This is a genomic window from Mycolicibacterium rhodesiae (genome assembly GCF_002086695.1).
GTDB classification, from domain to species: Bacteria; Actinomycetota; Actinomycetes; order Mycobacteriales; family Mycobacteriaceae; genus Mycobacterium; species Mycobacterium rhodesiae.
Map to the genome: position 1 here is coordinate 17,923 of NZ_MVIH01000026.1, position 22,269 is coordinate 40,191.

21 protein-coding genes and 1 tRNA gene are annotated in these 22,269 nt (G+C 65.0%); 13 read left to right on the forward strand and 9 right to left on the reverse strand.

The genetic code is table 11. The annotated features are described in order from the left end of the window. Nucleotides 1–271 precede the first annotated feature (271 nt). Nucleotides 272–2,299, forward strand: a complete 2,028-nt coding sequence (locus BST42_RS27375) for an ATP-binding protein (protein WP_083122856.1) — start codon at nt 272–274, stop codon at nt 2,297–2,299. Between the two features lie 418 nt (nt 2,300–2,717). Here the strand turns inward: BST42_RS27375 and BST42_RS27380 are convergent. Continuing rightward, nucleotides 2,718–2,791, reverse strand: a tRNA-Leu gene (locus tag BST42_RS27380). A 115-nt stretch (nt 2,792–2,906) separates the two neighbouring features. Between BST42_RS27380 and BST42_RS27385 the strand changes: the two genes are divergently transcribed. The 6 genes from BST42_RS27385 (at nt 2,907) to BST42_RS27410 (ending at nt 8,823) form a co-directional block, all read left to right on the forward strand. Further along, on the forward strand, nt 2,907–3,524 hold the full coding sequence (locus BST42_RS27385; RefSeq protein ID WP_036344739.1) for a two-component system response regulator PdtaR: 618 nt from the start codon (nt 2,907–2,909) through the stop codon (nt 3,522–3,524). Nucleotides 3,525–3,710: 186 nt separating this feature from the next. Next, a complete protein-coding gene (locus BST42_RS27390) occupies nt 3,711–4,931 on the forward strand; it encodes a branched-chain amino acid ABC transporter substrate-binding protein (protein ID WP_083122857.1) in 1,221 nt (406 codons plus the stop codon). Nucleotides 4,932–5,008: 77 nt separating this feature from the next. Further along, on the forward strand, nt 5,009–6,046 hold the full coding sequence (locus BST42_RS27395) for a branched-chain amino acid ABC transporter permease (RefSeq protein ID WP_083122858.1): 1,038 nt from the start codon (nt 5,009–5,011) through the stop codon (nt 6,044–6,046). After that, the gene (locus BST42_RS27400; protein ID WP_083122859.1) at nt 6,043–7,233 is read left to right on the forward strand and encodes a branched-chain amino acid ABC transporter permease; all 1,191 of its coding nucleotides are present in this window, start codon (nt 6,043–6,045) and stop codon (nt 7,231–7,233) included. The genes BST42_RS27395 and BST42_RS27400 overlap by 4 nt, the downstream gene beginning before the upstream one ends. Continuing rightward, entirely contained in the window at nt 7,230–8,099 is an 870-nt protein-coding gene (locus tag BST42_RS27405) for an ABC transporter ATP-binding protein (protein ID WP_083122860.1), read from the forward strand. Before BST42_RS27400 ends, BST42_RS27405 begins: the two co-directional genes overlap by 4 nt. Further along, on the forward strand, nt 8,086–8,823 hold the full coding sequence (locus tag BST42_RS27410; RefSeq protein WP_083122861.1) for an ABC transporter ATP-binding protein: 738 nt from the start codon (nt 8,086–8,088) through the stop codon (nt 8,821–8,823). Before BST42_RS27405 ends, BST42_RS27410 begins: the two co-directional genes overlap by 14 nt. On the opposite strand, the gene BST42_RS27415 is transcribed toward BST42_RS27410, so the two are convergent. Beyond that, nucleotides 8,824–9,303: a hypothetical protein gene (locus BST42_RS27415; protein WP_083122862.1), complete on the reverse strand. Its 480-nt coding sequence runs from the start codon at nt 9,301–9,303 to the stop codon at nt 8,824–8,826. After that, nucleotides 9,303–10,073, reverse strand: a complete 771-nt coding sequence (map, locus tag BST42_RS27420; RefSeq protein ID WP_083122863.1) for a type I methionyl aminopeptidase — start codon at nt 10,071–10,073, stop codon at nt 9,303–9,305. Before map ends, BST42_RS27415 begins: the two co-directional genes overlap by 1 nt. A 48-nt stretch (nt 10,074–10,121) precedes the next feature. Between map and BST42_RS27425 the strand changes: the two genes are divergently transcribed. Continuing rightward, complete coding sequence (locus BST42_RS27425) at nt 10,122–10,397, forward strand: helix-turn-helix domain-containing protein (protein WP_083122864.1); 276 nt, start codon at nt 10,122–10,124, stop codon at nt 10,395–10,397. On the opposite strand, the gene BST42_RS27430 is transcribed toward BST42_RS27425, so the two are convergent. From BST42_RS27430 to BST42_RS27440, 3 genes are read right to left on the reverse strand one after another with little or no spacing between them, the layout of a single operon-like run. Then, nucleotides 10,375–10,602, reverse strand: a complete 228-nt coding sequence (locus BST42_RS27430) for a DUF167 domain-containing protein (RefSeq protein WP_083122865.1) — start codon at nt 10,600–10,602, stop codon at nt 10,375–10,377. The genes BST42_RS27425 and BST42_RS27430 overlap by 23 nt on opposite strands. Then, nucleotides 10,603–11,802, reverse strand: a complete 1,200-nt coding sequence (locus BST42_RS27435) for a lipid-transfer protein (protein WP_083122866.1) — start codon at nt 11,800–11,802, stop codon at nt 10,603–10,605. Further along, nucleotides 11,799–12,251 (reverse strand): Zn-ribbon domain-containing OB-fold protein, encoded by a 453-nt coding sequence (locus BST42_RS27440; protein WP_083122867.1) that lies wholly within the window; start codon nt 12,249–12,251, stop codon nt 11,799–11,801. Before BST42_RS27440 ends, BST42_RS27435 begins: the two co-directional genes overlap by 4 nt. 95 nt (nt 12,252–12,346) lie before the next feature. Here BST42_RS27440 and BST42_RS27445 point away from each other — a divergent pair, with 95 nt between their 5' ends. Continuing rightward, on the forward strand, nt 12,347–12,643 hold the full coding sequence (locus tag BST42_RS27445) for a hypothetical protein (protein WP_083122876.1): 297 nt from the start codon (nt 12,347–12,349) through the stop codon (nt 12,641–12,643). Between the two features lie 29 nt (nt 12,644–12,672). Then, the gene (polA, locus tag BST42_RS27450; RefSeq protein ID WP_083122868.1) at nt 12,673–15,372 is read left to right on the forward strand and encodes a DNA polymerase I; all 2,700 of its coding nucleotides are present in this window, start codon (nt 12,673–12,675) and stop codon (nt 15,370–15,372) included. Here polA and BST42_RS27455 read toward each other — a convergent pair. Continuing rightward, complete coding sequence (locus tag BST42_RS27455) at nt 15,303–16,007, reverse strand: trimeric intracellular cation channel family protein (RefSeq protein WP_083122869.1); 705 nt, start codon at nt 16,005–16,007, stop codon at nt 15,303–15,305. The genes polA and BST42_RS27455 overlap by 70 nt on opposite strands. 229 nt (nt 16,008–16,236) lie before the next feature. Between BST42_RS27455 and BST42_RS27460 the strand changes: the two genes are divergently transcribed. Beyond that, nucleotides 16,237–17,709, forward strand: coding sequence for an Ig-like domain-containing protein (locus tag BST42_RS27460; RefSeq protein ID WP_083122870.1), 1,473 nt, complete (start codon nt 16,237–16,239; stop codon nt 17,707–17,709). Between the two features lie 8 nt (nt 17,710–17,717). Here BST42_RS27460 and BST42_RS27465 read toward each other — a convergent pair whose 3' ends face one another. Then, nucleotides 17,718–18,857 (reverse strand): PrsW family intramembrane metalloprotease, encoded by a 1,140-nt coding sequence (locus BST42_RS27465; protein ID WP_237159613.1) that lies wholly within the window; start codon nt 18,855–18,857, stop codon nt 17,718–17,720. Between the two features lie 178 nt (nt 18,858–19,035). Between BST42_RS27465 and rpsA the strand changes: the two genes are divergently transcribed. Next, a complete protein-coding gene (gene rpsA, locus BST42_RS27470; protein ID WP_083122872.1) occupies nt 19,036–20,490 on the forward strand; it encodes a 30S ribosomal protein S1 in 1,455 nt (484 codons plus the stop codon). Between the two features lie 74 nt (nt 20,491–20,564). Continuing rightward, complete coding sequence (gene coaE / locus BST42_RS27475) at nt 20,565–21,746, forward strand: dephospho-CoA kinase (RefSeq protein WP_083122873.1); 1,182 nt, start codon at nt 20,565–20,567, stop codon at nt 21,744–21,746. On the opposite strand, the gene BST42_RS27480 is transcribed toward coaE, so the two are convergent. Beyond that, a complete protein-coding gene (locus tag BST42_RS27480; protein WP_083122874.1) occupies nt 21,747–22,199 on the reverse strand; it encodes a nitroreductase/quinone reductase family protein in 453 nt (150 codons plus the stop codon). It lies immediately after the preceding gene. Between the last annotated feature and the right edge of the window lie 70 nt (nt 22,200–22,269).

Consider the following 22,269-nt stretch of genomic DNA (forward strand, 5'->3'; position numbering starts at 1 on the left):
CAGCTGCCGCGTGCCCCAAGGCGACAACTAGTGACCGGCGTGTCCGCCGTCTTGTTGAGTCTTCGAAGGATGGACGGGGGGCTCGTCGTTTTCCATTGCCGAATTGTCTCAGGAGGGTGCATCAAGTTTTAGGCAGACAACTGGGCACAGCTCCGGTCGAGCCGGTGAGGGTCGGCCGGATGGGACGGCGTTCCCGAGGACCGCGCCACGGAGCACGGCTACCTGCGGGCAAAGGGCGAGAGCCGTCGTCGGTATATGTCAGTATCTGCGCATGACGCGCATCCAGGTACAGGCTGGCACCACCCTGTTACGGGGCTTTATCCGTACGCCCGCGACCGGTCTTTGTGAGCTGGTTTGGAACGCGTTCGACGAAGACGCCCACAACGTATCGGTCACCGTCGAATACAACTCGCTGGATTCAATCGACCAGATCGTTGTCGCCGACGATGGCAACGGCATGACTTTAGAGACCGCCAAACGTGAGTTCGCCAAGGTTGGTGATAGCTGGAAAATAACCCCCGGAACAAAATCGCAGGGTGGCCGCCCCGTCCACGGGCGACACGGGCGTGGACGCTACTCGGCTTTCGCTATCGGCGGGAGCGTCGAATGGTATTCCATTGCGAAAGGAATAGATGAAAAGACCCTTCAATTGACTGTCGCTGAGGGCAGGGTGGAGGATATCGACTTTTTCGATATCGAAGACCAGACGAAGTTCCTGGCCTCGGAAGAAACCGGCACTCGGGTGTCTTTGACCAGAATCACCCCAGAAGCGCAGAAGGCGTTTGATCGACGCGAGCAACTCGTGGCGCGCTTGACGTCCGAGTTCGCGTTGCACCTCGACAGATTTCCCGACTTTAAACTTATCTTCTGCGGCAGTCCCATAGATCCCAAGTCGGTCATCGAGGACAAGTCGGAATTGCCTCTGGAGCTCCCAGGAAATATTCCTGGTGTGGCTTCGATAATAGTCATTGAATGGAATCTTCCATCGGTTGAGCGTCGGCTCTACTTGTGTGATTCTCAGGGGTCAGTAAAGGATGAACTAAAGGCCGGCGTGAAGTCGCCGGGAACCCAGTTCACCGCTTACGTAAAGTGGGACGGATTCTCTGAGAACAATCTGATTTTGGAATCAGAGGGCGAGGGTTACGACGAAGACCCGGAAGACGAATCGGAGAGCCCTGCTCAGATAGTCGTCGCGGCCGCGAGGAAGAAACTCAGGGAGCACCTGGGTGAACTCACGAGACGCAAAGAAGCTGCGACAGTGCAGCGTTGGATCGATGAAGGTATCTATCCATATAAAGACGACGACTCACCGAAGACACCGGTGGAGAGGGCGACTCGCGAGGCATTCCAGGTCGTCGCGATGGCGGCTTCGAAGACCGTGGACGAGAGCAAGTCCCAGCGAACGAAGGCGCTTGCGCTGGGATTGCTCAAGGAAACATTCGAAAGTGACCCGGAATCGCTGTTCCCACTCTTAAAGAAGGTCACTAACCTACCCGCTGCGCGGATCAACGAACTAAAGAAGATTCTGGAACGGACCAGTCTTACCCAGTTGATCCAAGCGGGTCACAGAATCGGGAATCGTGTCGATTTTCTCAACGGGATCAGTGAGATTTTGTTTGAGCGCCAGTCGCGGCAACGTCTGCTCGAACGTCGCCAGCTTCATCGAATACTGGCGCACGAGACCTGGATATTCGGCGAAGAGTGGTCACTTACGGGCGATGACGAACGCTTGAGCGCAGTCTTGAAGAAGTTCCTGAAGCACCTAGGCGGCCCGGAAGAAGTTGAGCTTACGGACGGTGACATCGGCGAGATACTTCGTGAGGACGGATCTATTGCAATCCCCGACCTTGTTCTGGGTCGAAAGGTCAGAGTGAGCGAAGACCGCTACGAGTACCTGGTAGTGGAACTTAAGCGGCCCAAGCACAAGCTTAACGACGAGGATGTTCTACAGTTGCGGAGCTACGCGGTGGCGATCACGAAGGACGAGCGGTTTGCCCAGCCAAACGTCTCCTGGAATTTTATCCTGGTCGGCAATGACACCACCGACTCTGTCGAGGACTTGCGCAGCCAGACCAACCTTCCGTTCGGAATGGTTCAGCAGAGTCAGAAGTACAGCGTTTGGGTCAAGAAATGGCCCGAGATCATCGGTGGCGCGGAGCACCGGATGAAGTTTGTCCAAGATTCGCTTCAGTACGAGTCCAATAAGGACAAAGGTCTCGACTACTTGCGCACCGCGTACGCCTCGTACCTCCCAGATCTCGAGGACCCGGAAGAGGGCGACGAGATCCCCGAAGGCTAGCTGGCCTAACCCGCCGCATGGTGGTCGAACCGACTCACACCCTGGGTGTGACTAGTACGTCAGTGCCCTTATTAGTGGGTTTCTACACAGTCAAGGGAGCGAATGCCGACGAAGGAAACGGATCTGATATCCGTTGCCTAGGCGCAAGTTCGATTGGCGCACTAGCGCTCGATTGAGCTGAATGCGGCAGTCAGACGGGCCATGTTTCGGACCGGCGCATCAGAGATGCTCGGCCGTTTCCGCAGGTCTGGGCCGTGAATGCCCGTCGAAGGAAACGGATTTGATATCCGTTGCCGTAAAAAGGGCCCGCTGACCTGCGAAGGCATAGTGCATACGGTATGCATACTGTATGCACAAAATAAGGTGCATTTGCAACTAATAGATCACCTAAGCATAGCCATCTACCTGCTCTTTTAAGTGCCCTCGGTGAGATTCGAACTCACACTGCACGGGTTTTGAATCCGTTTCCTCTGCCAGTTGGGATACGAGGGCAGGCCGTCTTCACGGCGGTGTCCCACCATAGTGGATGACCGCGTCGCTGCCGCCAACCGGTCGGTCGGAGTACTCCGAGGTGGCTGATTACCGCTGACCACGCAACAATGGCCGCATGACGGACGCCGAAGACCGCACATCCCGCCGGGTGCTGATCGCCGAGGATGAAGCGTTGATCCGGATGGATCTCGCCGAGATGCTTCGGGACGAGGGCTATGAGGTGGTCGGGGAGGCCGGCGACGGCCAGGAGGCCGTCGAGTTGGCCGAACAGCTGCGCCCTGACCTGGTGATCATGGACGTCAAGATGCCGCGTCGGGACGGAATCGACGCCGCCGCCGAGATCGCCAGCAAGCGCATCGCGCCGATCGTCGTGCTCACCGCCTTCAGTCAGCGCGACCTGGTGGAAAAAGCTCGCGACGCCGGCGCCATGGCGTACTTGGTCAAACCGTTCTCGATCAGCGATCTGATCCCGGCGATCGAGGTCGCGGTCAGCCGGTTCGGTGAGATCGCCGAACTTGAGCGTGAAGTCGCCAACCTGTCGGACCGGCTGGAGACCCGCAAACTGGTGGAGCGGGCCAAGGGGCTGCTGCAGGCGAACCAGGGCATGACCGAACCCGAAGCGTTCAAGTGGATTCAGCGGGCGGCCATGGACCGGCGCACCACGATGAAGCGGGTCGCCGAGGTGGTGCTGGAGACCCTCGACACGCCCGGTTCGGATCCGGCGTCGAATTGATGCGTTAACTCTGCGTTTCCTCTGACCGCGCCGTTTGCCGCGATCCGGAATATGCTCACGGCCAGGCGTTGGCCAACATGACGCGCTGCGGCCACCGGTTGGTTATGTTCTACCGCAGTGTCGAGAGTGGGCCGGAGTGCGGTCTGCGATGTCGGCGCCGTGAAACTACTGACCCGGAGGTGAAACGTGCGCGGACGCGCGACACGCAGTGCAATCGCCGCTAGTTCGGCGCTGCTGGCGGTCATCGGCATCGCCGGCTGCAACCAGCAGTCCCCGTCGAGCGGTGGTGGGAACGCCTCGCAGGGCGACCTGAAGATCGTCGAGCAGGTCCAGATCGACCAGAACGGCGCGGAAGTCAAGCCCGACGCCGGTGCCACCCCGGCCGATCCGGCCGGTGACGGCAAGGCCACCTGCCCGCCGGTGTCCATCGCCATGGCGGGTGCGCTCAACGGTCCCGACGCCGCGCTGGGCATCAACATCAAGGACGGCGTGCAGCTCGCCATCGACAAGCACAACGCCGCCAACCCCGGCTGCCAGGTGCAGCTCAAGCCGTTCGACACTGAAGGCGACCCGCAGAAGGCCACCGCGATCGCGCCGCAGATCGTCGACGACGCGTTCACGATCGGCCTTGTCGGCCCGGCGTTCTCGGGCGAGACCAAGGCCACCGGCGGGGTGTTCGACCAGGCCGGCCTGGTCTCGGCGACCGCGTCGGCGACCAACGTCACGCTGTCCGAGCAGGGTTGGAAGACCTTCTTCCGCGGTCTGGCCAACGATGGTGTGCAGGGCCCGTCGGTCGCCAACTACCTGAAGAACACGCTGCAGCAGAAGAAGGTCTGCGTCGTCGACGACAGCACCGACTACGGTGTCGGCCTGGCGACGGCGGTCCGCGAGACCCTCGGTCCGGTGGCGCTCGATGCCTGCAAGATCTCGGTCAAGAAGGGCGACAAGGACTTTTCGGCCGCGGTCACCCAGGTCAAGGGGCAGTCGCCGGATTCGGTGTTCTACAGCGGCTACTACGCCGAGGCTGCGCCGTTCGTCCAGCAGCTGCGCGACGGCGGATACACCGGCAAGTTCGTCAGCGCCGACGGCACCAAGGATCCGGAGTTCGTGAAGCAGGCCGGGCAGTCCTCGAAGGACGCCATCCTGTCCTGCCCGTGCGGCCCGGCCACCGGCAGCTTCGCTGACGAGTACACCAAGAAGTTCGGTCAGGCGCCCGGCACCTACAGCACCGAGGGATACGATCTCGGCACCGTTCTGCTGAAGGGCATCGACGCCGGCAAGATCACCCGCCCCGACCTGCTCGACTGGGTCAAGAACTACAACGGTCAGGGTGTTGCCCGTAAGTACCAGTGGACCGACAAGGGTGAACTCACCACCACCCTGATCTGGATCTACAAGGTTCAGTAGCCGTTTCGCGAGACGCGTCCGGGACCACTTGGCTCGGACGCGTTCTCGTTTCAGACACCAAGGAGGCCGCCGCCTAGATGGTCTACGAGAACTTCGGTCAGATCGCGTATCTCGCCAGTGACATCGGTTTCAACATCGACAATCTGCGAGACGGCTTCTGGCAGTTGACCATCGACGGCTTGTCCTGGGGGGCCATCTACGCCCTGGTGGCTGTGGGATACACCCTGGTATTCGGCGTGCTGCGGCTGATTAACTTCGCGCACTCCGAAATCTTCATGTTGGGCATGTTCGGGGCCTACTTCTGCCTCGACTTGATTCTGGGGTTCACCCCGAGCGGAAATGCCTACAGCAAAGGCGTTTTGCTGACGGTGTTGTACCTGGGCATCGCGATGCTGTTCGCCATGTTGGTATCGGGTTCGGCCGCAATGGGTTTGGAGCTGGTCGCCTATCGGCCGCTGCGGCGACGCAACGCCAGACCGCTGACGTTCCTGATCACCGCGATCGGTATGTCGTTCGTGCTGCAGGAGTTCGTGCACTTCGTGTTGCCCAAGATCATCAAGGGCTACGGCGGCAGCAACGCCCAACAGCCGATCATCCTGGTGCAGCCCAAGACCCAGTTCGAGATCTTCGGTGCGACGGTCTCCAACGTCACCCTGGTGATCGTCGCGGCCGCGCTCATCTTCGCGGCGCTCACCGATATCGCGATCAACCGGACCAAGTTCGGCCGTGGCATCCGCGCGGTGGCCCAGGACCCGACGACGGCGACGCTGATGGGGGTATCCCGGGAGCGGATCATCCTGACGACGTTCCTGATCGGTGGTCTACTTGCCGGTGCGGCCGCGCTGCTCTACACCCTGAAGGTGCCGCAGGGCATCATCTACTCCGGCGGATTCCTGTTGGGCATCAAGGCGTTCTCGGCGGCTGTGCTCGGCGGAATCGGCAACCTGCGCGGCGCGCTGCTCGGTGGACTGGTGCTGGGCATCATGGAGAACTACGGCCAGGCCGTGTTCGGCACGCAATGGCGCGACGTCGTCGCTTTCGTGTTGCTGGTTCTGGTGCTGCTGATCAGGCCCACCGGGATACTCGGGGAAAGCCTCGGAAAGGCGCGCGCATGAGCGAGCAGACGCCAGGAAAGTGGTCGGGCCGGCTGCTGGCTCCCGGCGACGGGCTGCGCGGCTGGTGGTCGGGCCTGAGCCGGGTGCAGAAGTGGGGCTTCGGAATTCTGGGCTTCGCACTGCTGGCGCTCTCGCCACTGCATCCGCCGCCGTTCTTCGATACGCCCGGAATCAGCTTCGGCGGCACCATGGCTCAGTTCGCCATGGTCGCGATCATCGCGATCGGCCTCAACGTCGTCGTCGGCCAGGCCGGTCTCCTGGACCTGGGGTACGTCGGCTTCTACGCCGTCGGTGCCTACACCGTCGCCCTGCTCACCAGTCCGGACAGCCCGTGGAACCAGATCAGCGGCAGCGGGGCGTTCAGCGAGAACTGGGCGTGGCTGTCGTGCGTTCCGCTCGCGATGGCCTTCACCGCACTCGCCGGCCTGATCCTGGGCATCCCGACGCTGCGGCTGCGCGGCGACTATCTGGCCATCGTCACATTGGGATTCGGCGAGATCATCCGATTGCTCGCCGACAACCTGTCCGGGGTCACCAACGGTTCGCGCGGTCTCAACGGGGTGGCGTATCCCAGGGTCGGCCAGACCGACAAGCTGCCCGACGGGGTGTTCTCCAGCGGTAACTCCACAGGCCACGCGAACTACGGCACCTGGTGGTTCTGGCTGGGATTGATCCTGATCGTCGGAATTCTGCTGCTGGTAGGCAACCTGGAACGCAGCCGGGTCGGCCGGGCCTGGGTGGCGATCCGCGAGGACGAGGACGCCGCGGAAGTCATGGGCGTCAACACGTTCCGGTTCAAACTGTGGGCGTTCGTGATCGGCGCCGCGATCGGCGGATTGTCCGGGGCGCTGTACGCGGGGCAGGTGCAATACGTCGCGCCGCCAACCTTCAACATCATCAACTCGATGCTGTTCCTGTGCGCGGTGGTCCTCGGCGGGCAGGGCAACAAGCTCGGCGTGATCTTCGGAGCGTTTGTGATCGTCTACCTGCCGAACCGGTTGCTCGGCGTCCACTTCCTGGGTATCAACCTTGGCGACCTGAAGTATCTGTTCTTCGGCCTGGCGCTGGTGGTGCTGATGATCTTCCGCCCTCAGGGGCTGTTCCCGGTTCGCCAGCAGCTTCTCGCCTACGGCAAACGCGCCCGCTACCTGTTGAGCAGCGCCGACGATTCGAAGTCGGCCGCATGACGCATTCCGCCGGCGGTCGCACCCAAGACGATCCGGACACCCCGATCGACGAGAGTCTGGCTGTATTCACGCGTGACACCGATGTCGCTGAGGGTGAAACCCTGCTGGAGACCAAGGATCTCACTGTGAAGTTCGGCGGCCTGACCGCGCTGGATTCGGTCAGCTTCGAAATCAAGCGGGGCGAAATCCTCGGGCTGATCGGACCGAACGGCGCGGGCAAGACCACCTGCTTCAACGCGATCACCGGTGTGTACCGGCCGAGTTCGGGATCGGTGACCTTCGACGGCGCGCCGCTGGGCCGGATCAAGCGGCACCAGATCACCCGACGGGGGATCGCCCGCACCTTCCAGAACATCCGGCTGTGGGGCGAGATGACCGCCTTGGAGAACGTGGTGGTCGGCACCGACGCGCGGCACAAGACATCGGTCCCCGGCGCGTTGGTGCGCACACCGCGGCACCGCCACGAAGAGCGATCAGCCATCGAAAAAGCCGCTGCGCTACTGCAATTCGTGGGCATCGCGCATCGCGGCGAGGAGAAGGCCAAGAACCTGCCTTACGGCGACCAGCGTCGGCTGGAGATCGCCCGGGCACTGGCCACCGAGCCGAAACTGCTGTGCCTCGACGAGCCGGCGGCCGGCTTCAACCCGAGCGAGAAAGCCGCCTTGATCGAGTTGATTCAAGCCATCCGCGACGACGGCTACACCGTGCTGCTGATCGAGCACGACATGCGATTGGTCATGGGCGTCACCGACCGGATCGTGGTGCTGGAGTTCGGCCGCAAGATCGCCGACGGTCTGCCTGCCGAGATCCGCGACGACCCGGCCGTGATCGCCGCTTACCTGGGGGTGCCCGATGACCAGCTCTGAGAACGCCCCGCTGCTCGAGATCCGCGACGCGGTGGTGCATTACGGCAGAATCGAAGCGCTGCACGGCGTTTCGCTTGAAGTGCGCCAGGGTGAGTTGGTGACGCTGCTGGGCTCCAACGGGGCCGGGAAGACCACGATGATGCGGGCGATCTCCGGACTGCGGCCGCTGTCGTCGGGATCGGTGTGGTTCGAGGGCCGCGACATAAGCCGGGTCAAAGCACATCAGCGCGCCATCGACGGCCTCATCCAGGCTCCCGAAGGCCGCGGTGTCTTCCCCGGCATGACCGTTACCGAGAACCTCGAGATGGGTTGCTACGGACGCAAGTTCGACAGCAAGACCGAGCACCGTGAGCGCCTCGATTGGGTGTTCGAGACGTTCCCGAGACTCGCCGAGCGCCGCACCCAGGTCGGCGGCACACTGTCCGGCGGAGAACAGCAGATGCTGGCGATCGGGCGTGCGCTGATGGCCCGGCCACGGGTGCTGCTGCTTGATGAGCCGTCGATGGGCCTTGCGCCGATGATCATTTCGCAGATCTTCAAGATCATCTCCGAGATCAACGCGCAGGGCACCACCGTCCTGCTGGTGGAGCAGAACGCCCAGCAGGCGCTGACCCGGTCGGACCGCGCCTACATCCTGGAGACCGGGACCATTACCCGCAGCGGGGTGGCTCGAGATTTGTTGGCCGACGACAGCATTCGCGCGGCATATCTCGGGGTGGCGTGATCAGTCGGAGAGCTTGGTCAGCAGCAGGTAGGCGCTGGCCAGCCCGCCGATGATGGCGATGCAGGTAGTGGGCAGCAGCGTGTAGGCAGCCCAGCGCGCCCCCGCAAGCAACAGAACGCCGGTGAGCGCGATTCCCAGCGCCGTGGTCACATTCGGATTGACGCGCTTGAGGAGCGCTCCGAGCGCAGTGTTGTCGGTGCCCTCAGCCGACCGGCCCAGCCGGATCAACAGGATCGCCGAGCCCACCGCCAGGACGACGAGCTCGGCGCCGATCACCCGGTCCGGTTGTCCCGGAACGGCCAGCACGACTGCGACCAGGAGCAGTGTGGTGAATACGACCAGCGTCTGGGCGGCGCGGTGGCGCAGGCTGGGGGAGTCCCCGATCTGCTTGGCATGGATGGATATTGCGACGAAGAGCAGTCCGACGAGCGCGCCCCCGACGCCGCCGACCATGACGGCGAACGTGTCCCAATCCGGCATCAGACGACGGTAGACAAGATGCGGGCGCCCTGCTCGGTGATCGCGATCGTGTGTTCGGAATGGGCCGTGTTGGATCCGTCGGCGGCCCGCAGTGTCCAGCCGTCGGGATCGACGATCAGCTGGTTGGTTCCGCGTCCCCACCACGGCTCGAGCGCCAGCGTCAGGCCGGGTTTGAGGATCATGCCGCGGCCCTGTTTGCCTCGGTTGGGTACATGCGGGTCCTCATGCATGGTGCGGCCCAGTCCGTGTCCGCCGAAGTCGGTGTTGACGGCGTATCCCGAGGCGGCGGCCACGTCGCCGATCGCCGCCGAGATATCGCCGAGACGCCCGCCCGGAACCGCGGCCGCGATACCGGCGTCCAGTGCGCGGCGGGTGGAGTCGACCAATGCGGTGTCCGCGGGGTTGGGGTTGTCTCCGACGATCACCGTGACCGCGGAGTCGGCCACCCACCCGTCGATCGAGACGGCGAAGTCCAGCTTGAGTAGATCGCCGTCCTGCAGTACGTAATCCCACGGAAGGCCGTGCAGTACAGCGTCATTGACCGACAGGCAGATGACATTGCGGAACGGGCCGCGGCCGAACGACGGCGAGTAGTCCCAGTAGCAGGACATCGCACCGCGCTCGTCGATCAGTGCCCTGGCGCGGTGTTCGAGTTGCATCAGGTTCACGCCCGGTTCGGCCTCGTGCGCCAGCGTCGCCAGTGTGCGCGCCACGAAGTCACCCGTGACGGCCATCTTGTCGATTTCCTTGGCGGTCTTGAGTTCGATCATCGGAGTGCGTTCCCTTCGTCGGTATTTTTATACCGTATACTCGGCGGCATGGTGCGCGTACCGCTGAGCCCCGAGCAGATCCGAGCCGGACAACGTCTCGGCGCGTTGATCAGGACGGCGCGGGCCGGCCGGCCACCGGAGGCCATCGCCAAGGATGCGGGTATCTCCCCGGAGACACTGCGCAAAATCGAGGTCGGGCGGTTGCCCAGTCCCAGCTTCGGCACCGTTGTAAGCCTCTGTGACGCACTGGGTTTGCCGCTGCAGGATGCCGTCGAGGTCTGGCGGGGCGGCGGCGCTCAGACTACTCGACGCGAAACCGCTTGACCCGAGACGTCGCGCCCGCCGTCAACGTCACCGCGCTGCGCGGTACCCCCAGGTGCTTCGCGAGCAGCCGAGCCGCGGCCTCGGTGGCCTTGCCCTCGACGGCAGGCTCCCGTACGAAGATCGTCAGCGAACCGTCCTCGGCGGTCTCGACCAGCGGCCCCTTACGGCTGCCCGGCTTGACGGTGACGACGACGGTACGGCTCACCTAGCGCGCGACGACCACCGATGAGCCGTGGCCGAACAGGCCCTGATTGGCGGTCACGCCGACCTTGGCGCCTTCGACCTGACGGCCGGTCGCCTGACCCTTGAGCTGCCAGGTGAGTTCGCAGACCTGGGCGATCGCCTGGGCGGGGATGGCCTCGCCGAAGCTGGCCAGGCCGCCGGAGGCGTTGACCGGAATCCGGCCGCCGATCGTGGTGGCGCCGCTGCGCAGCAGCTGTTCGGCTTCGCCCTTGGCGCACAAGCCCAGATGCTCGTACCAGTCGAGTTCCAGCGCGGTGGACAGGTCATAGACCTCGGCCAGCGACAGATCCTCGGGGCCGATGCCGGCCTCGGCGTACGCGGCGTCGAGGATCTGATCCTTGAAGACGCGGTCCGGTCCCGGCACCACGGCGGTGGAATCGGTTGCGATGTCCGGCAATTCGGGCAGGTGCTGCGGGTACTGCGGACTCTGCAGACTCACCGCGCGCACCGACGGCACGCCCTGAACCGAGCCGAGATGCTTCTCGGCGAACGCCTTGCTGGCCACGATCACCGCGGCCGCACCATCGGAGGTCGCGCAGATGTCCAGCAGCCGAAGGGGATCGGAGACGACCGGGCTGGCCAGCACGTCCTCGACGCTGGCCTCCTTGCGGTACCGGGCGTACGGGTTATTGAGGCCGTGCTGTGCGTTCTTGACCTTCACCTGCGCGAAGTCCTCGAGGGTGGCGCCATAGAGATCCATCCGGCGGCGGGCCAGCAGCGCGAAGTACACCGTGTTGGTGGCGCCGATCAGGTGGAAGCGCTGCCAGTCGGGATCGTTGCGGCGCTCGCCGCCGACCGGGGCGAAGAAGCCCTTCGGCGTGGTGTCCGCGCCGATGACCAGCGCGACGTCGCAGAAGCCGGCCAGGATCTGCGCCCGCGCGCTCTGCAGGGCCTGCGAACCGCTGGCGCAGGCCGCATAGCTCGAGGTGACCGGGATGCCGTTCCAGCCGAGTTTCTGCGCGAACGTCGCACCCGCCACGAAGCCGGGGTAGCCGTTGCGGATGGTGTCGGCGCCGGCCACCAGTTGGATCTGGCGCCAGTCCAATCCCGCCTCGGCGAGCGCGGCACGGGCGGCGACGACACCGTACTCGGTGAAGTCGCGGCCCCATTTGCCCCACGGGTGCATGCCTGCACCGAGGATGTACACCGGTTCAGCGGTCATTTCGCGATCTCCCATGCGTAGGTGACGCGCTCGGTGCCGTCGTCGTCGGTGTAGAGCGGCATGGTGGTGAGCTGCACTTCCATCCCGACCTTCAGGTCGGCGGCCAGCGTGCCCTCGACGACCTTGCCCAGCACGATCAGACCCTCGTTTGCGAGCTCGACGGCGGCGACCGCGAACGGTTCGAATGGGTCCGGCGAGGGGTAGGGCGGGGGCGGTGCGTAGCGGTTCTCGGTGTAACTCCAGACCGTGCCCCGGCGCGATAGCGCGACAGCTTCGAGCACGTCGCTGTCGCAGGCCGGGTTGGGGCAGTTGTTGGCCCGCGGCGGGAACACGTAGGTCCCGCACTGCGGGCACTTGGCGCCGATCAGATGCGGCACACCGGCGTCGTCGTGGTCCCACCAACCGTCGATCGCCGGTAGTTGTGTGGGGGCGTCTGGAGAAGCTGGCACCGGGTCATCGTATTCGATGGGGGCGGCCGAACTGAAACGTGTTCCAGTTCGGAAAGTTGGGATCGGTAGCCGACGATGCGGGGTGGACTCGTGGCATGGGACTTTTCAAGAAACTCAGTGATCCCGCCCTGCTGGGCGGCCCGTCGAACAAGTCGGTCGCCGACGACGATCCGATCTGGGAGCCGATCAACGGCATCTCGTTGGGCAATTACGCCGAACTCGCCCTCGCCGCACAGAAGCGTGGAGTCACCGACGAGGCCGGCATGCTCGCCCTCGGCCAGGAGCGCGGCTGGGATCCGGCCGACACCAAGGCCGCACTCGACGGATGGGTGCAGCGGATGGGCCAGTCGATGGCCGTCGGGCAACGATTCCGCAAGCTCCTCGGGTACTGAGTGTCGGGGGCGGTGCATAGAGTGATGGCGTGACGGCGAGCGCTACGGACCAGAAACCGACCCTGCTGCTGCTGGATGGCAATTCGCTCGCGTTTCGGGCGTTCTACGCACTGCCCGCCGAGAACTTCAAAACCAAGAACGGGCTGACCACCAACGCGGTGTACGGCTTCACCGCCATGTTGATCAACCTGCTGCGCGATGAGACGCCCACCCACGTGGCCGCCGCCTTCGACGTCTCCAGGCAGACCTTCCGCAAGGAGAAGTACCCGGAGTACAAAGAAGGCCGCTCGGCGACGCCGGACGAGTTCCGCGGCCAGATCGAGATCACCAAGGAAGTGCTCAATGCACTCGGCATCACCGTGCTGGCCGAGCCCGGATTCGAGGCCGACGACATCATCGCCACGCTGGCCACCCAGGCCGAGCAGGAGGACTACCGGGTGCTGGTCGTCACCGGCGACCGCGACGCGCTGCAACTGGTCAGCCCGGACGTCACGGTGCTCTACCCGCGCAAGGGCGTCAGTGACCTGACCCGGTTTACCCCCGAGGCAGTGGTGGAGAAGTACGGTCTGACGCCCACGCAGTATCCCGACTTCGCGGCGTTGCGGGGCGACCCGAGCGACAACCTGCCGGGCATCCCGGGGGTGGGGGAGAAGACCGCCGCCAAGTGGATCGTCGAATACGGCTCGCTGCAGGGATTGGTCGACAATGTCGACGCGGTACGCGGCAAGGTCGGAGATGCGTTGCGCGAGAACCTGTCCAGCGTCATCCTCAACCGGGATCTCACCGAACTGGTCAAGGAGGTCCCGCTCGCGCAGACCCCCGACACGCTGCGCGTGCAGCCGTGGGACCGCGACCAGATCCACCGTCTGTTCGACGACCTCGAATTCCGCGTCCTGCGCGATCGGCTGTTCGACACGCTGGCCGCCGTCGAACCGGAGGTCGACGAGGGCTTCGATGTCCGCGGTGGGCAACTCGAACCCGGCACGGTGGCGGCGTGGCTGGACGAGCACGCCCGCACTGGCGCCCGGTCCGGTGTCGCGGTCGTCGGCACCCACCGGGTGTACGACGGTGATGCCACCGCACTGGCGATCGCCACCGCCGACGGCGACGGCGCCTACATCGACACCGCCACTCTGACCCCCGACGACGAGGCCGCGCTGGGAGCCTGGCTGGCCGATGACAGTGCACCAAAGGTGTTGCACGAGGCCAAGATTGCGATGCACGATCTCGCCGGTCGGGGCTGGCAGCTGGCCGGCGTCACCTCCGATACCGCGCTGGCGGCGTACTTGGTGCGGCCCGGGCAACGCAGCTTCGCCCTCGACGACCTGTCGCTGCGTTACCTCCGTCGCGAGTTGCGTGCCGATAACCCTGAGCAGCAACAGCTTTCGCTTCTCGATGACAGCGAAGGGGTGGACGACCAGGCGGTGCAGACGCTCATCCTGCGCGCTCGTGCGGTCGCCGACCTGGCCGACGCACTGGACGAGGAGCTGGAGCGCATCGACTCGTCGTCGCTGCTGGGCCAGATGGAGCTACCGGTGCAGGCCGTGCTGGCCGGTTTGGAAAACGTCGGCATCGCAGTCGATTTGGACAAACTGAACACTCTGGAGCGGGAGTTCGCCGAGCAGATTCGGCAAGCCGCCGACGCGGCGTACGAGGTGATCGGTAAGCAGATCAACCTGGGGTCACCCAAGCAGCTGCAGGTCGTGCTGTTCGATGAACTCGGCATGCCGAAGACCAAGCGCACCAAGACCGGGTACACCACCGACGCCGACGCGCTGCAGTCCCTGTTCGACAAGACCGGCCACCCCTTCCTCGAGCATCTGCTGGCCCACCGCGACGCCACCCGACTCAAGGTCACCGTCGATGGGTTGCTCAAGTCCGTGGCCGCCGACGGGCGCATCCACACCACGTTCAACCAGACCATCGCCGCGACCGGGCGGCTTTCGTCGACCGAACCCAACCTGCAGAACATCCCGATCCGCACCGACGCCGGGCGGCAGATCCGCGACGCGTTCATCGTGGGCGGCGGCTACGCCGAGCTGATGACCGCCGACTACAGCCAGATCGAAATGCGGATCATGGCGCACCTGTCGAAGGACGAAGGCCTGATCGAGGCGTTCCGGACCGGGGAGGACCTGCACTCGTTCGTCGCGTCGCGCGCGTTCGACGTCCCGATCGACGAGGTCAACGCGGAACTGCGGCGCCGCGTCAAGGCGATGTCGTACGGCCTGGCCTACGGGTTGAGTGCGTACGGCCTGTCGGCGCAGCTGAAGATCTCGACCGAAGAAGCCAAGGTCCAGATGGAGCAGTACTTCAACCGGTTCGGCGGAATCCGGGACTACCTGCGCGACATCGTCGACCAGGCTCGCAAAGACGGATACACCTCGACGGTGTTCGGCCGTCGCCGTTATCTGCCGGAACTGGACAGCAGCAACCGGCAGGTGCGTGAGGCCGCCGAACGCGCGGCACTCAACGCGCCCATCCAGGGCAGCGCCGCCGACCTGATCAAGGTGGCGATGATCAACGTCGACTCGGCGATCAAGGAACGTGGACTGGCATCGCGCATGCTCCTGCAGGTGCACGACGAGCTGCTGTTCGAAGTCGCTCCCGGCGAACGCGACACCCTCGACGAGCTGGTCCGCGACAAGATGGGCAGCGCCTATGCGCTGGACGTTCCGCTCGAGGTGTCGGTCGGGTACGGCCGCAGCTGGGACGCCGCCGCGCATTGATGGTGATCGTCCGGGTCCGGCCGCAGGTGCAGCTCGCGCGGCCCGGTGGGCAGTCGCCAGTGGAAGGTGATGGCGGCCAGCCGTAGGAGTGTTGCCACCAGCGATCCGATCGCTACCCCCAGCCACTGTGAACCCATCGAATCGATCACGACGTAGACGACCGCACCCAGTACCGCGGGCGCGGCATACATGTCGTCGGGTCCCATGACCATCGGCACGTCCCGCGCGACGACGTCGCGCATGATGGTGCCCGCGACGGCCGAGACCATGCCGAGCAGCGCCGCAGCGAAGTAGCTGGCACCGTGATCGACCGAGATCGCCGCGCCGGTGGTCGCGAAGAACCCCATGCCGATGGCGTCAAGAACCAGGACCAACTGGCTGAGCCTGATGACCAGCTTGGCGAATGCCGTGGTCAGCAGTGCAGCCACAACACACACCGTGATCGGGGCCCACCGCTGCAGCGAGGCGGGCGGGAAGACGCCCAGCAGGACGTCGCGCAGCAGATTGCCGCCGATACCGGTCAAAGCAGCCGAAACGGCGATGCCGAACAGGTCAAAGCCCTTGCGGACGCCGACCACCGCACCGGAGGTGGCCAGCACCCCGATGCCGGCATATTCCAGGATGTGCTGGATCATGCCCGCGAAGGTAGGAGCCGAACATGGGAGGCGGCTGGCAGTCTCAGTCGTTCAGCCAGTGAGCGCGACATCCTCGACGAGTTGGGACGCCGCCGCGCACCAGTACCCCACGTCGCCGGTTGAATTGGGGCGCCGAGCAAATTCGTTAGGCGAAATATCGTTGCAATGACGTCCGAGACTGTACCGTCGGTCCGACCGCATCACATGCGCGAAAACCGGGGGGATTTCGATGTCGAAGGTTGGGTGGGAGGCGCGCGTCGGTGCGTTTGCCTTCATGGTGGGGCTTTCGTGGGTCGGGCTGCAGGCGGCCGGTGTCGCATGCGCTGACGACGGGGGCGGATCGAGTTCGCCGTCGGCGTCGACAGGGCACGCCAAGCCGAGCGGTGGCGTTGCCCGCCAGTCCGGACACGCCGCGCCCACCCAGCGAGCCGCCGCGAGGCCGTCGGCGGTCAGCGCCCGCCAGACACCTTTGCTCGGCTCCCCGCTGGTAGGCGCGAGGCGACCGGCACCGACGACGCAGGCGGCGGTGACGACAACATCCGATCCAATCGTCAGCGCCCCGATTGCTGCTCGGCCCGCGGCGTCGGCGTCAGCGAACCCCGTCCAGAATTTCGTCGACCACCTGCCGTTGCAGATTCGCCGCACCTTCTTCAACAACGCACCGACTGTGCAGCCGGTCCAGGTCACCGGTCAGCATGACGGGGTGATCAGCGGAACCATCGGCGCGGTCGACCCCGAAGGGGACGTGATCAAGTACAAGGTCGTCCCTGCAGGCGCCGGTGCGCCGCTGCACGGCACCGTTGCGATTGCCCCCGACGGCACGTTCACCTACACCCCAGGGTCGGATTTCACCGGCACTGACGAGTTCGCCGTGCGTGCAACGGATGTCGGACCGCATATCAACCTGCTGAACCTCTTCCGCTCGCCGAGCACGACGGCGTCGGTCACGGTGAACCAGTACGCAATCGGGACGCCGGCGTTGCACTTCGCGTTCACGTTCGATTCCGGATCGGAGCCGTTGTGGACCCCCGCTTCGCGTGCTGCTCTACAGGCGGCCGGGGATTTCTTGGCGTCGCGCATCGTGCCGTCGGCCGCACTCCCGGTGACCGTCAGCTATCTGATCACCGTCCAGAGCACACCCGGTTCCAGCCTGCTCGGTACCGGCAGCAGCTCCCTCGCCATCGTCGGTGGGGGAAAGTTCGAAGACACTGTGGTGCAACACAAGATCCTCACCGGGATCGACCAGAACGGCACGCAGGCCGATGGCACCATCGTGTTCAACTCCGCGCACACCTGGTCCTTCGACAGCACCCCGAACTTCCTCGAAACCGATTTTGAAACAGTTGCATTGCACGAACTCGTGCACACGCTGGGCTTCCTTTCGACGGTCGGCAGCGCATCGTCGTCGACCTACCGAACGAAATTGGACGGCTTCGTTACAACCAGCACCGGTACCCGTCTGTTCTCGAGCAACGGCTCCTGGGCCACCACCCGCGGCGGCAGCGTCTACTTCGGCGGTCCGAATGCGACTGCGGCCTACGGCCGATTGGTGCCGCTGGACGCCACCGGCGCGCATCTGAACGGTTCGACGTTCGCGGGGTCGCTGATGAGCCCGAGCATCGGAACGGGCGTTCGCCGCATCAAGTTGACAGCGGTCGAGATCGGCATGCTCGAGGACCTCGGCTACACCGTCATCGCCTAGTCGCAGCCCTATACCGGCGGCCGGTAGCCGTTCAGCCAGTGCAGCGCCGGCCCGGCGGCGGCGCGGGCAGCGACCACACCGTCGACCTCGAGCTGCTGCAGCGCGAACACCCGGGCATCGCCGAAACCGCGGTCGATGCGGTCCCGGACGAATGCCAGCTCGACAACCTGGATGGCGAAGTTCTTGACCCCGCGGCCGGCCGGGCGCCCGCCGAAACGGGTGGCCGCGGCCACGACCTCCTTACGGGTGCGGATCGACCCCAGCCAGCCGGCCTCGGCAGGGGTGACCAGACCCGCGGCGACCATGCCCGGCAGCTTCTCGGCCACCACACGCTGCTCGCGCCGGCGGCTGCGCACCGCCAGCGTGACAGCCAGGGCGAACACCGGCATCATCCACACCACGTACACCCCGAAGTAGGCGCCGACACCGACGAGCGTCGAACCGTTCCACAGCCCGTGCATCACCACCGCGGCGAGGTACCCGAGCACCACGCACCCCGCTTTGGCGAACCAACTGCGTTGTTGCAGAGCGAAATGCACGCCGATTGCGGTGAAAGTCGTGAACAGTGGGTGGGCGAACGGCCCCATCACGAGACGCAATCCCGCGGTCAGCAGGGAATCGCCCAGCGAGCCGCCGTCGGCGATGTAGAAGATGTTCTCCAGCCAGGCGAAGCCGATCGCCGTCATCCCCGCATAGACCAGGCAGTCGGTCAGTGAGTTCAGCTCGGCGCGGCGCACACCCGTCATCATCAACAGCAGGAACGCCCCCTTGGCCGCCTCTTCGATGAGCGGAGCGCCGACCGCGATGGTGAAGGGGCTGGACTCCGAACCGGCGGTGTTGACCGCGGCGTCGAAGACCACCTCGAGGCCCACCGACACCACGACGGCAACCGAGGCACCCCAGACGAAGGCGAACACCAGCAGCCGCGGCGGCTCCGGTTCCCACCGGTCCAGCCACAGATACGACAGCACCACCAGCGTCGTGGCCGTAGTGGCCAGGACGAAACCGATCACGGTGCCGGCCGGGTTCACCGCGGTCAGCAGCGTCAAGATCAAACCGGCGACCGTGCCGAGAACGATGATCACCGCCAGCGGTGCGCCGACCTTGCGGACCGGCCGGGGCAACTGCGGCGGGAAGGGGTAGGACACCTGAGCAGGGTATTCGACGAGGGCCGTCCACAGCGGGCTCACAGACCCGGGTTTGTCCAGCGTGTGCCTAGTCGAGTAGTCTCGGACAGTACCTGTGTGCACTCTGCGGGTACAGCACCACAGATACATCCCAGAGAACTGTCCCTACGATTACGCCTGTCCGGAGCAACCCAACAATATGCCAAGTCCCACCGTCACCTCGCCGCAAGTAGCCGTCAACGACATCGGCTCGGCCGAGGACTTTCTCGCCGCGATCGACAAGACCATCAAATACTTCAACGATGGCGACATCGTCGAAGGGACCATCGTCAAGGTTGACCGTGACGAAGTCTTGCTCGACATCGGCTACAAGACCGAGGGCGTCATCCCCTCCCGCGAACTCTCCATCAAGCACGACGTCGACCCCAATGAGGTTGTGTCCGTCGGCGATGAGGTGGAAGCCCTCGTCCTCACCAAGGAGGACAAGGAAGGCCGCCTGATCCTGTCCAAGAAGCGCGCCCAGTACGAGCGCGCCTGGGGCACCATCGAGGCACTCAAGGAGAAGGACGAGGCCGTCAAGGGCACCGTCATCGAGGTCGTCAAGGGCGGCCTGATCCTCGACATCGGCCTGCGCGGCTTCCTGCCCGCGTCGCTGGTCGAGATGCGACGCGTCCGCGATCTGCAGCCGTACATCGGCAAGGAGATCGAGGCCAAGATCATCGAGCTGGACAAGAACCGCAACAACGTGGTGCTCTCGCGCCGCGCGTGGCTGGAGCAGACGCAGTCCGAGGTGCGCAGCGAGTTCCTCAACCAGCTGCAGAAGGGCGCCATCCGCAAGGGTGTCGTGTCCTCGATCGTCAACTTCGGCGCGTTCGTCGATCTCGGCGGCGTCGACGGCCTGGTGCACGTGTCCGAGCTGTCCTGGAAGCACATCGATCACCCGTCCGAGGTGGTTCAGGTGGGCGACGAGGTCACCGTCGAGGTGCTCGACGTGGACATGGACCGCGAGCGGGTTTCGTTGTCGCTCAAGGCGACTCAGGAAGACCCGTGGCGCCACTTCGCCCGCACCCACGCCATCGGCCAGATCGTGCCGGGCAAGGTCACCAAACTGGTGCCGTTCGGTGCGTTCGTCCGTGTCGAAGAAGGCATCGAGGGTCTGGTGCACATCTCCGAGTTGGCTGAGCGCCACGTCGAGGTGCCGGATCAGGTCGTGCAGGTCGGCGACGACGCCATGGTCAAGGTCATCGACATCGACCTGGAGCGCCGCCGCATCTCGCTGAGCCTCAAGCAGGCCAACGAGGACTACACCGAGGAGTTCGACCCCTCGAAGTACGGCATGGCCGACAGCTACGACGATGCGGGCAACTACATCTTCCCGGAGGGCTTCGACGCCGACACCAACGAATGGTTGGAAGGCTTCGACAAGCAGCGCACCGAGTGGGAGGCCCGCTACGCCGAGGCCGAGCGCCGGCACAAGATGCACACCGCGCAGATGGAGAAGTTCGCCAAGGCTGAAGCCGAGGCGGCCGAGCGTCCGGCCGGTAACGGCGCAACGTCGTCCTCCTCCTCCAGCTCGGGTGAGTCGGCCGGTGGTTCGCTGGCCAGCGATGCTCAGCTCGCCGCTCTGCGCGAGAAGCTGGCGGGCAACGCCTAAGTAATCCACGATTGACGCCCCGGCTCACCCGAGCCGGGGCGTTCGTCGTCTGGGCTGCCTGAAAGACTGGTGCAGTGCTGCGTATTGGACTCACCGGCGGTATCGGCGCCGGCAAGTCGACCGTGTCCGCCACGTTCTCGGAATGTGGCGGCATCGTCGTCGATGGAGATGTGATCTCCCGCGAGGTCGTCGAACCGGGCACCGAAGGCCTGGCCAAGCTGGTCGATGCGTTCGGCTCACAGATCCTGCTGCCCGACGGTGCGCTGAACCGCCCGGCGTTGGCCGGGATCGCATTCGGCGACGAGGAGAAGCGGCAGACCCTCAACGGCATCGTTCACCCGCTGGTGGCGACTCGGCGCTCGGAGCTGATCGCCGCCGCGGGGGAGGATGCCGTGATCGTCGAGGACATCCCGCTGCTGGTCGAGTCGCAGATGGCGCCGATGTTCCCGCTGGTGATCATCGTGCACGCCGATCCGGAGCTCCGGGTGAAGCGGCTGATCGAATACCGCGGGTTCAGCGAGGAGGATGCCAGGGCCCGCATCGCCATGCAGGCCACCGAGGAGCAGCGTCGGCAGGTGGCCGACGTCTGGTTGGACAACTCCGGCTCTGCGGGGCAGCTCGTCGAGCAGGCTCGGGAGCTGTGGTACCAGCGGATCCTGCCGTTCGCCCACAACCTCACCACCCGCACGCCGGTGCCGAGCTCGGCTGCCGTCGTGCCTGCCGATCCGACCTGGCCCGATCAGGCTCGGCGGATTCTGGCCCGGCTCAACACCACCTGCGGGCATCGGGCGGTGCGCATCGACCACATCGGGTCGACGGCGGTGCCCGGCATGGACGCCAAGGACGTCATCGACGTCCAGGTGACCGTCCCCTCGCTCGAGGTCGCCGACGAACTCGTCGAAGACCTACTGCGGGCCGGGTATCCCCGCGTCGAGTCGATCACCTCCGATGTGCCGAAGGCACGTACCGATCCGGCCTTGTGGCACAAGCGTTTCCACGCCTCCGGCGACCCGGGCCGGCCCACCAACGTGCACATCCGGGTGGACGGCTGGCCCAATCAGCGGTTCGCTCTGCTGTTCGTGGACTGGCTCAAGGCCAACCCTGGTGTGCGGTCCGACTATCTGGCGGTCAAACACTCCGCGGCTCAGCACGCAGACATCGGGGCCTATGCGCAAGCGAAGGAGCCGTGGTTCCTCGATGCCTACCGCCGCGCGTGGGAATGGGCCGACACCACGGGCTGGACGCCGGCTGTCTGACTATCGGAACGCTCGGCGGCGCTCCAGGATCAGCAACGGGATCTCGCGCGGCGTGTTGCGCTGATAGCCCGCATATCCCTTGTAAGCCTTGACAACTCGTGGCCACAACTCGGCCCGCTCTTCTGGGCTGGCGGTGCGGGCCAGCATCGGAACCGTCGCGCCGTCGACGGTCACGGCGACCTCCGGGTTGGCCATCGCGTTCTTGTACCAGTCGGGGTGGTCCTGGTGCCCGCCCTTGGAGGCCACGACGACGATGCGCTCCTTGTCGTGCACCGGAGACGTCAACAGGTTGGCGTACGGCTTCCCGGATTTGCGGCCCACGGTATGCAACTCGACGGTCAGCATGCCCATCACAGTCCGGGGGTACCGGCCGCCGGTGAGCGCGAGCAGCGTCCGGTGGCCGTTCTCCAACAGCCAGGCGCCGGCCGCGGCGACACGATTGGGCTTCTGCACGTGCCCAGAGTATCTAGGTCGTCGGTTCCGGCGCCGGGGCAGGTGCGGGTGGGGGCGCGGCGTTCGGGGC

Excerpts from the sequence above, each read along its gene's own strand:
- BST42_RS27375 (WP_083122856.1), top strand. The coding sequence starts at position 272 with ATGACGCGCATCCAGGTACAGGCTGGCACCACCCTGTTACGGGGCTTT.
- BST42_RS27385 (WP_036344739.1), top strand. The coding sequence starts at position 2,907 with ATGACGGACGCCGAAGACCGCACATCCCGCCGGGTGCTGATCGCCGAG.
- BST42_RS27395 (WP_083122858.1), top strand. The coding sequence starts at position 5,009 with ATGGTCTACGAGAACTTCGGTCAGATCGCGTATCTCGCCAGTGACATC.
- BST42_RS27400 (WP_083122859.1), top strand. The coding sequence starts at position 6,043 with ATGAGCGAGCAGACGCCAGGAAAGTGGTCGGGCCGGCTGCTGGCTCCC.
- BST42_RS27405 (WP_083122860.1), top strand. The coding sequence starts at position 7,230 with ATGACGCATTCCGCCGGCGGTCGCACCCAAGACGATCCGGACACCCCG.
- BST42_RS27410 (WP_083122861.1), top strand. The coding sequence starts at position 8,086 with ATGACCAGCTCTGAGAACGCCCCGCTGCTCGAGATCCGCGACGCGGTG.
- BST42_RS27415 (WP_083122862.1), bottom strand. The coding sequence starts at position 9,303 with ATGCCGGATTGGGACACGTTCGCCGTCATGGTCGGCGGCGTCGGGGGC.
- map (WP_083122863.1), bottom strand. The coding sequence starts at position 10,073 with ATGATCGAACTCAAGACCGCCAAGGAAATCGACAAGATGGCCGTCACG.
- BST42_RS27425 (WP_083122864.1), top strand. The coding sequence starts at position 10,122 with ATGGTGCGCGTACCGCTGAGCCCCGAGCAGATCCGAGCCGGACAACGT.
- BST42_RS27435 (WP_083122866.1), bottom strand. The coding sequence starts at position 11,802 with ATGACCGCTGAACCGGTGTACATCCTCGGTGCAGGCATGCACCCGTGG.
- BST42_RS27445 (WP_083122876.1), top strand. The coding sequence starts at position 12,347 with ATGGGACTTTTCAAGAAACTCAGTGATCCCGCCCTGCTGGGCGGCCCG.
- BST42_RS27455 (WP_083122869.1), bottom strand. The coding sequence starts at position 16,007 with ATGATCCAGCACATCCTGGAATATGCCGGCATCGGGGTGCTGGCCACC.
- BST42_RS27460 (WP_083122870.1), top strand. The coding sequence starts at position 16,237 with ATGTCGAAGGTTGGGTGGGAGGCGCGCGTCGGTGCGTTTGCCTTCATG.
- rpsA (WP_083122872.1), top strand. The coding sequence starts at position 19,036 with ATGCCAAGTCCCACCGTCACCTCGCCGCAAGTAGCCGTCAACGACATC.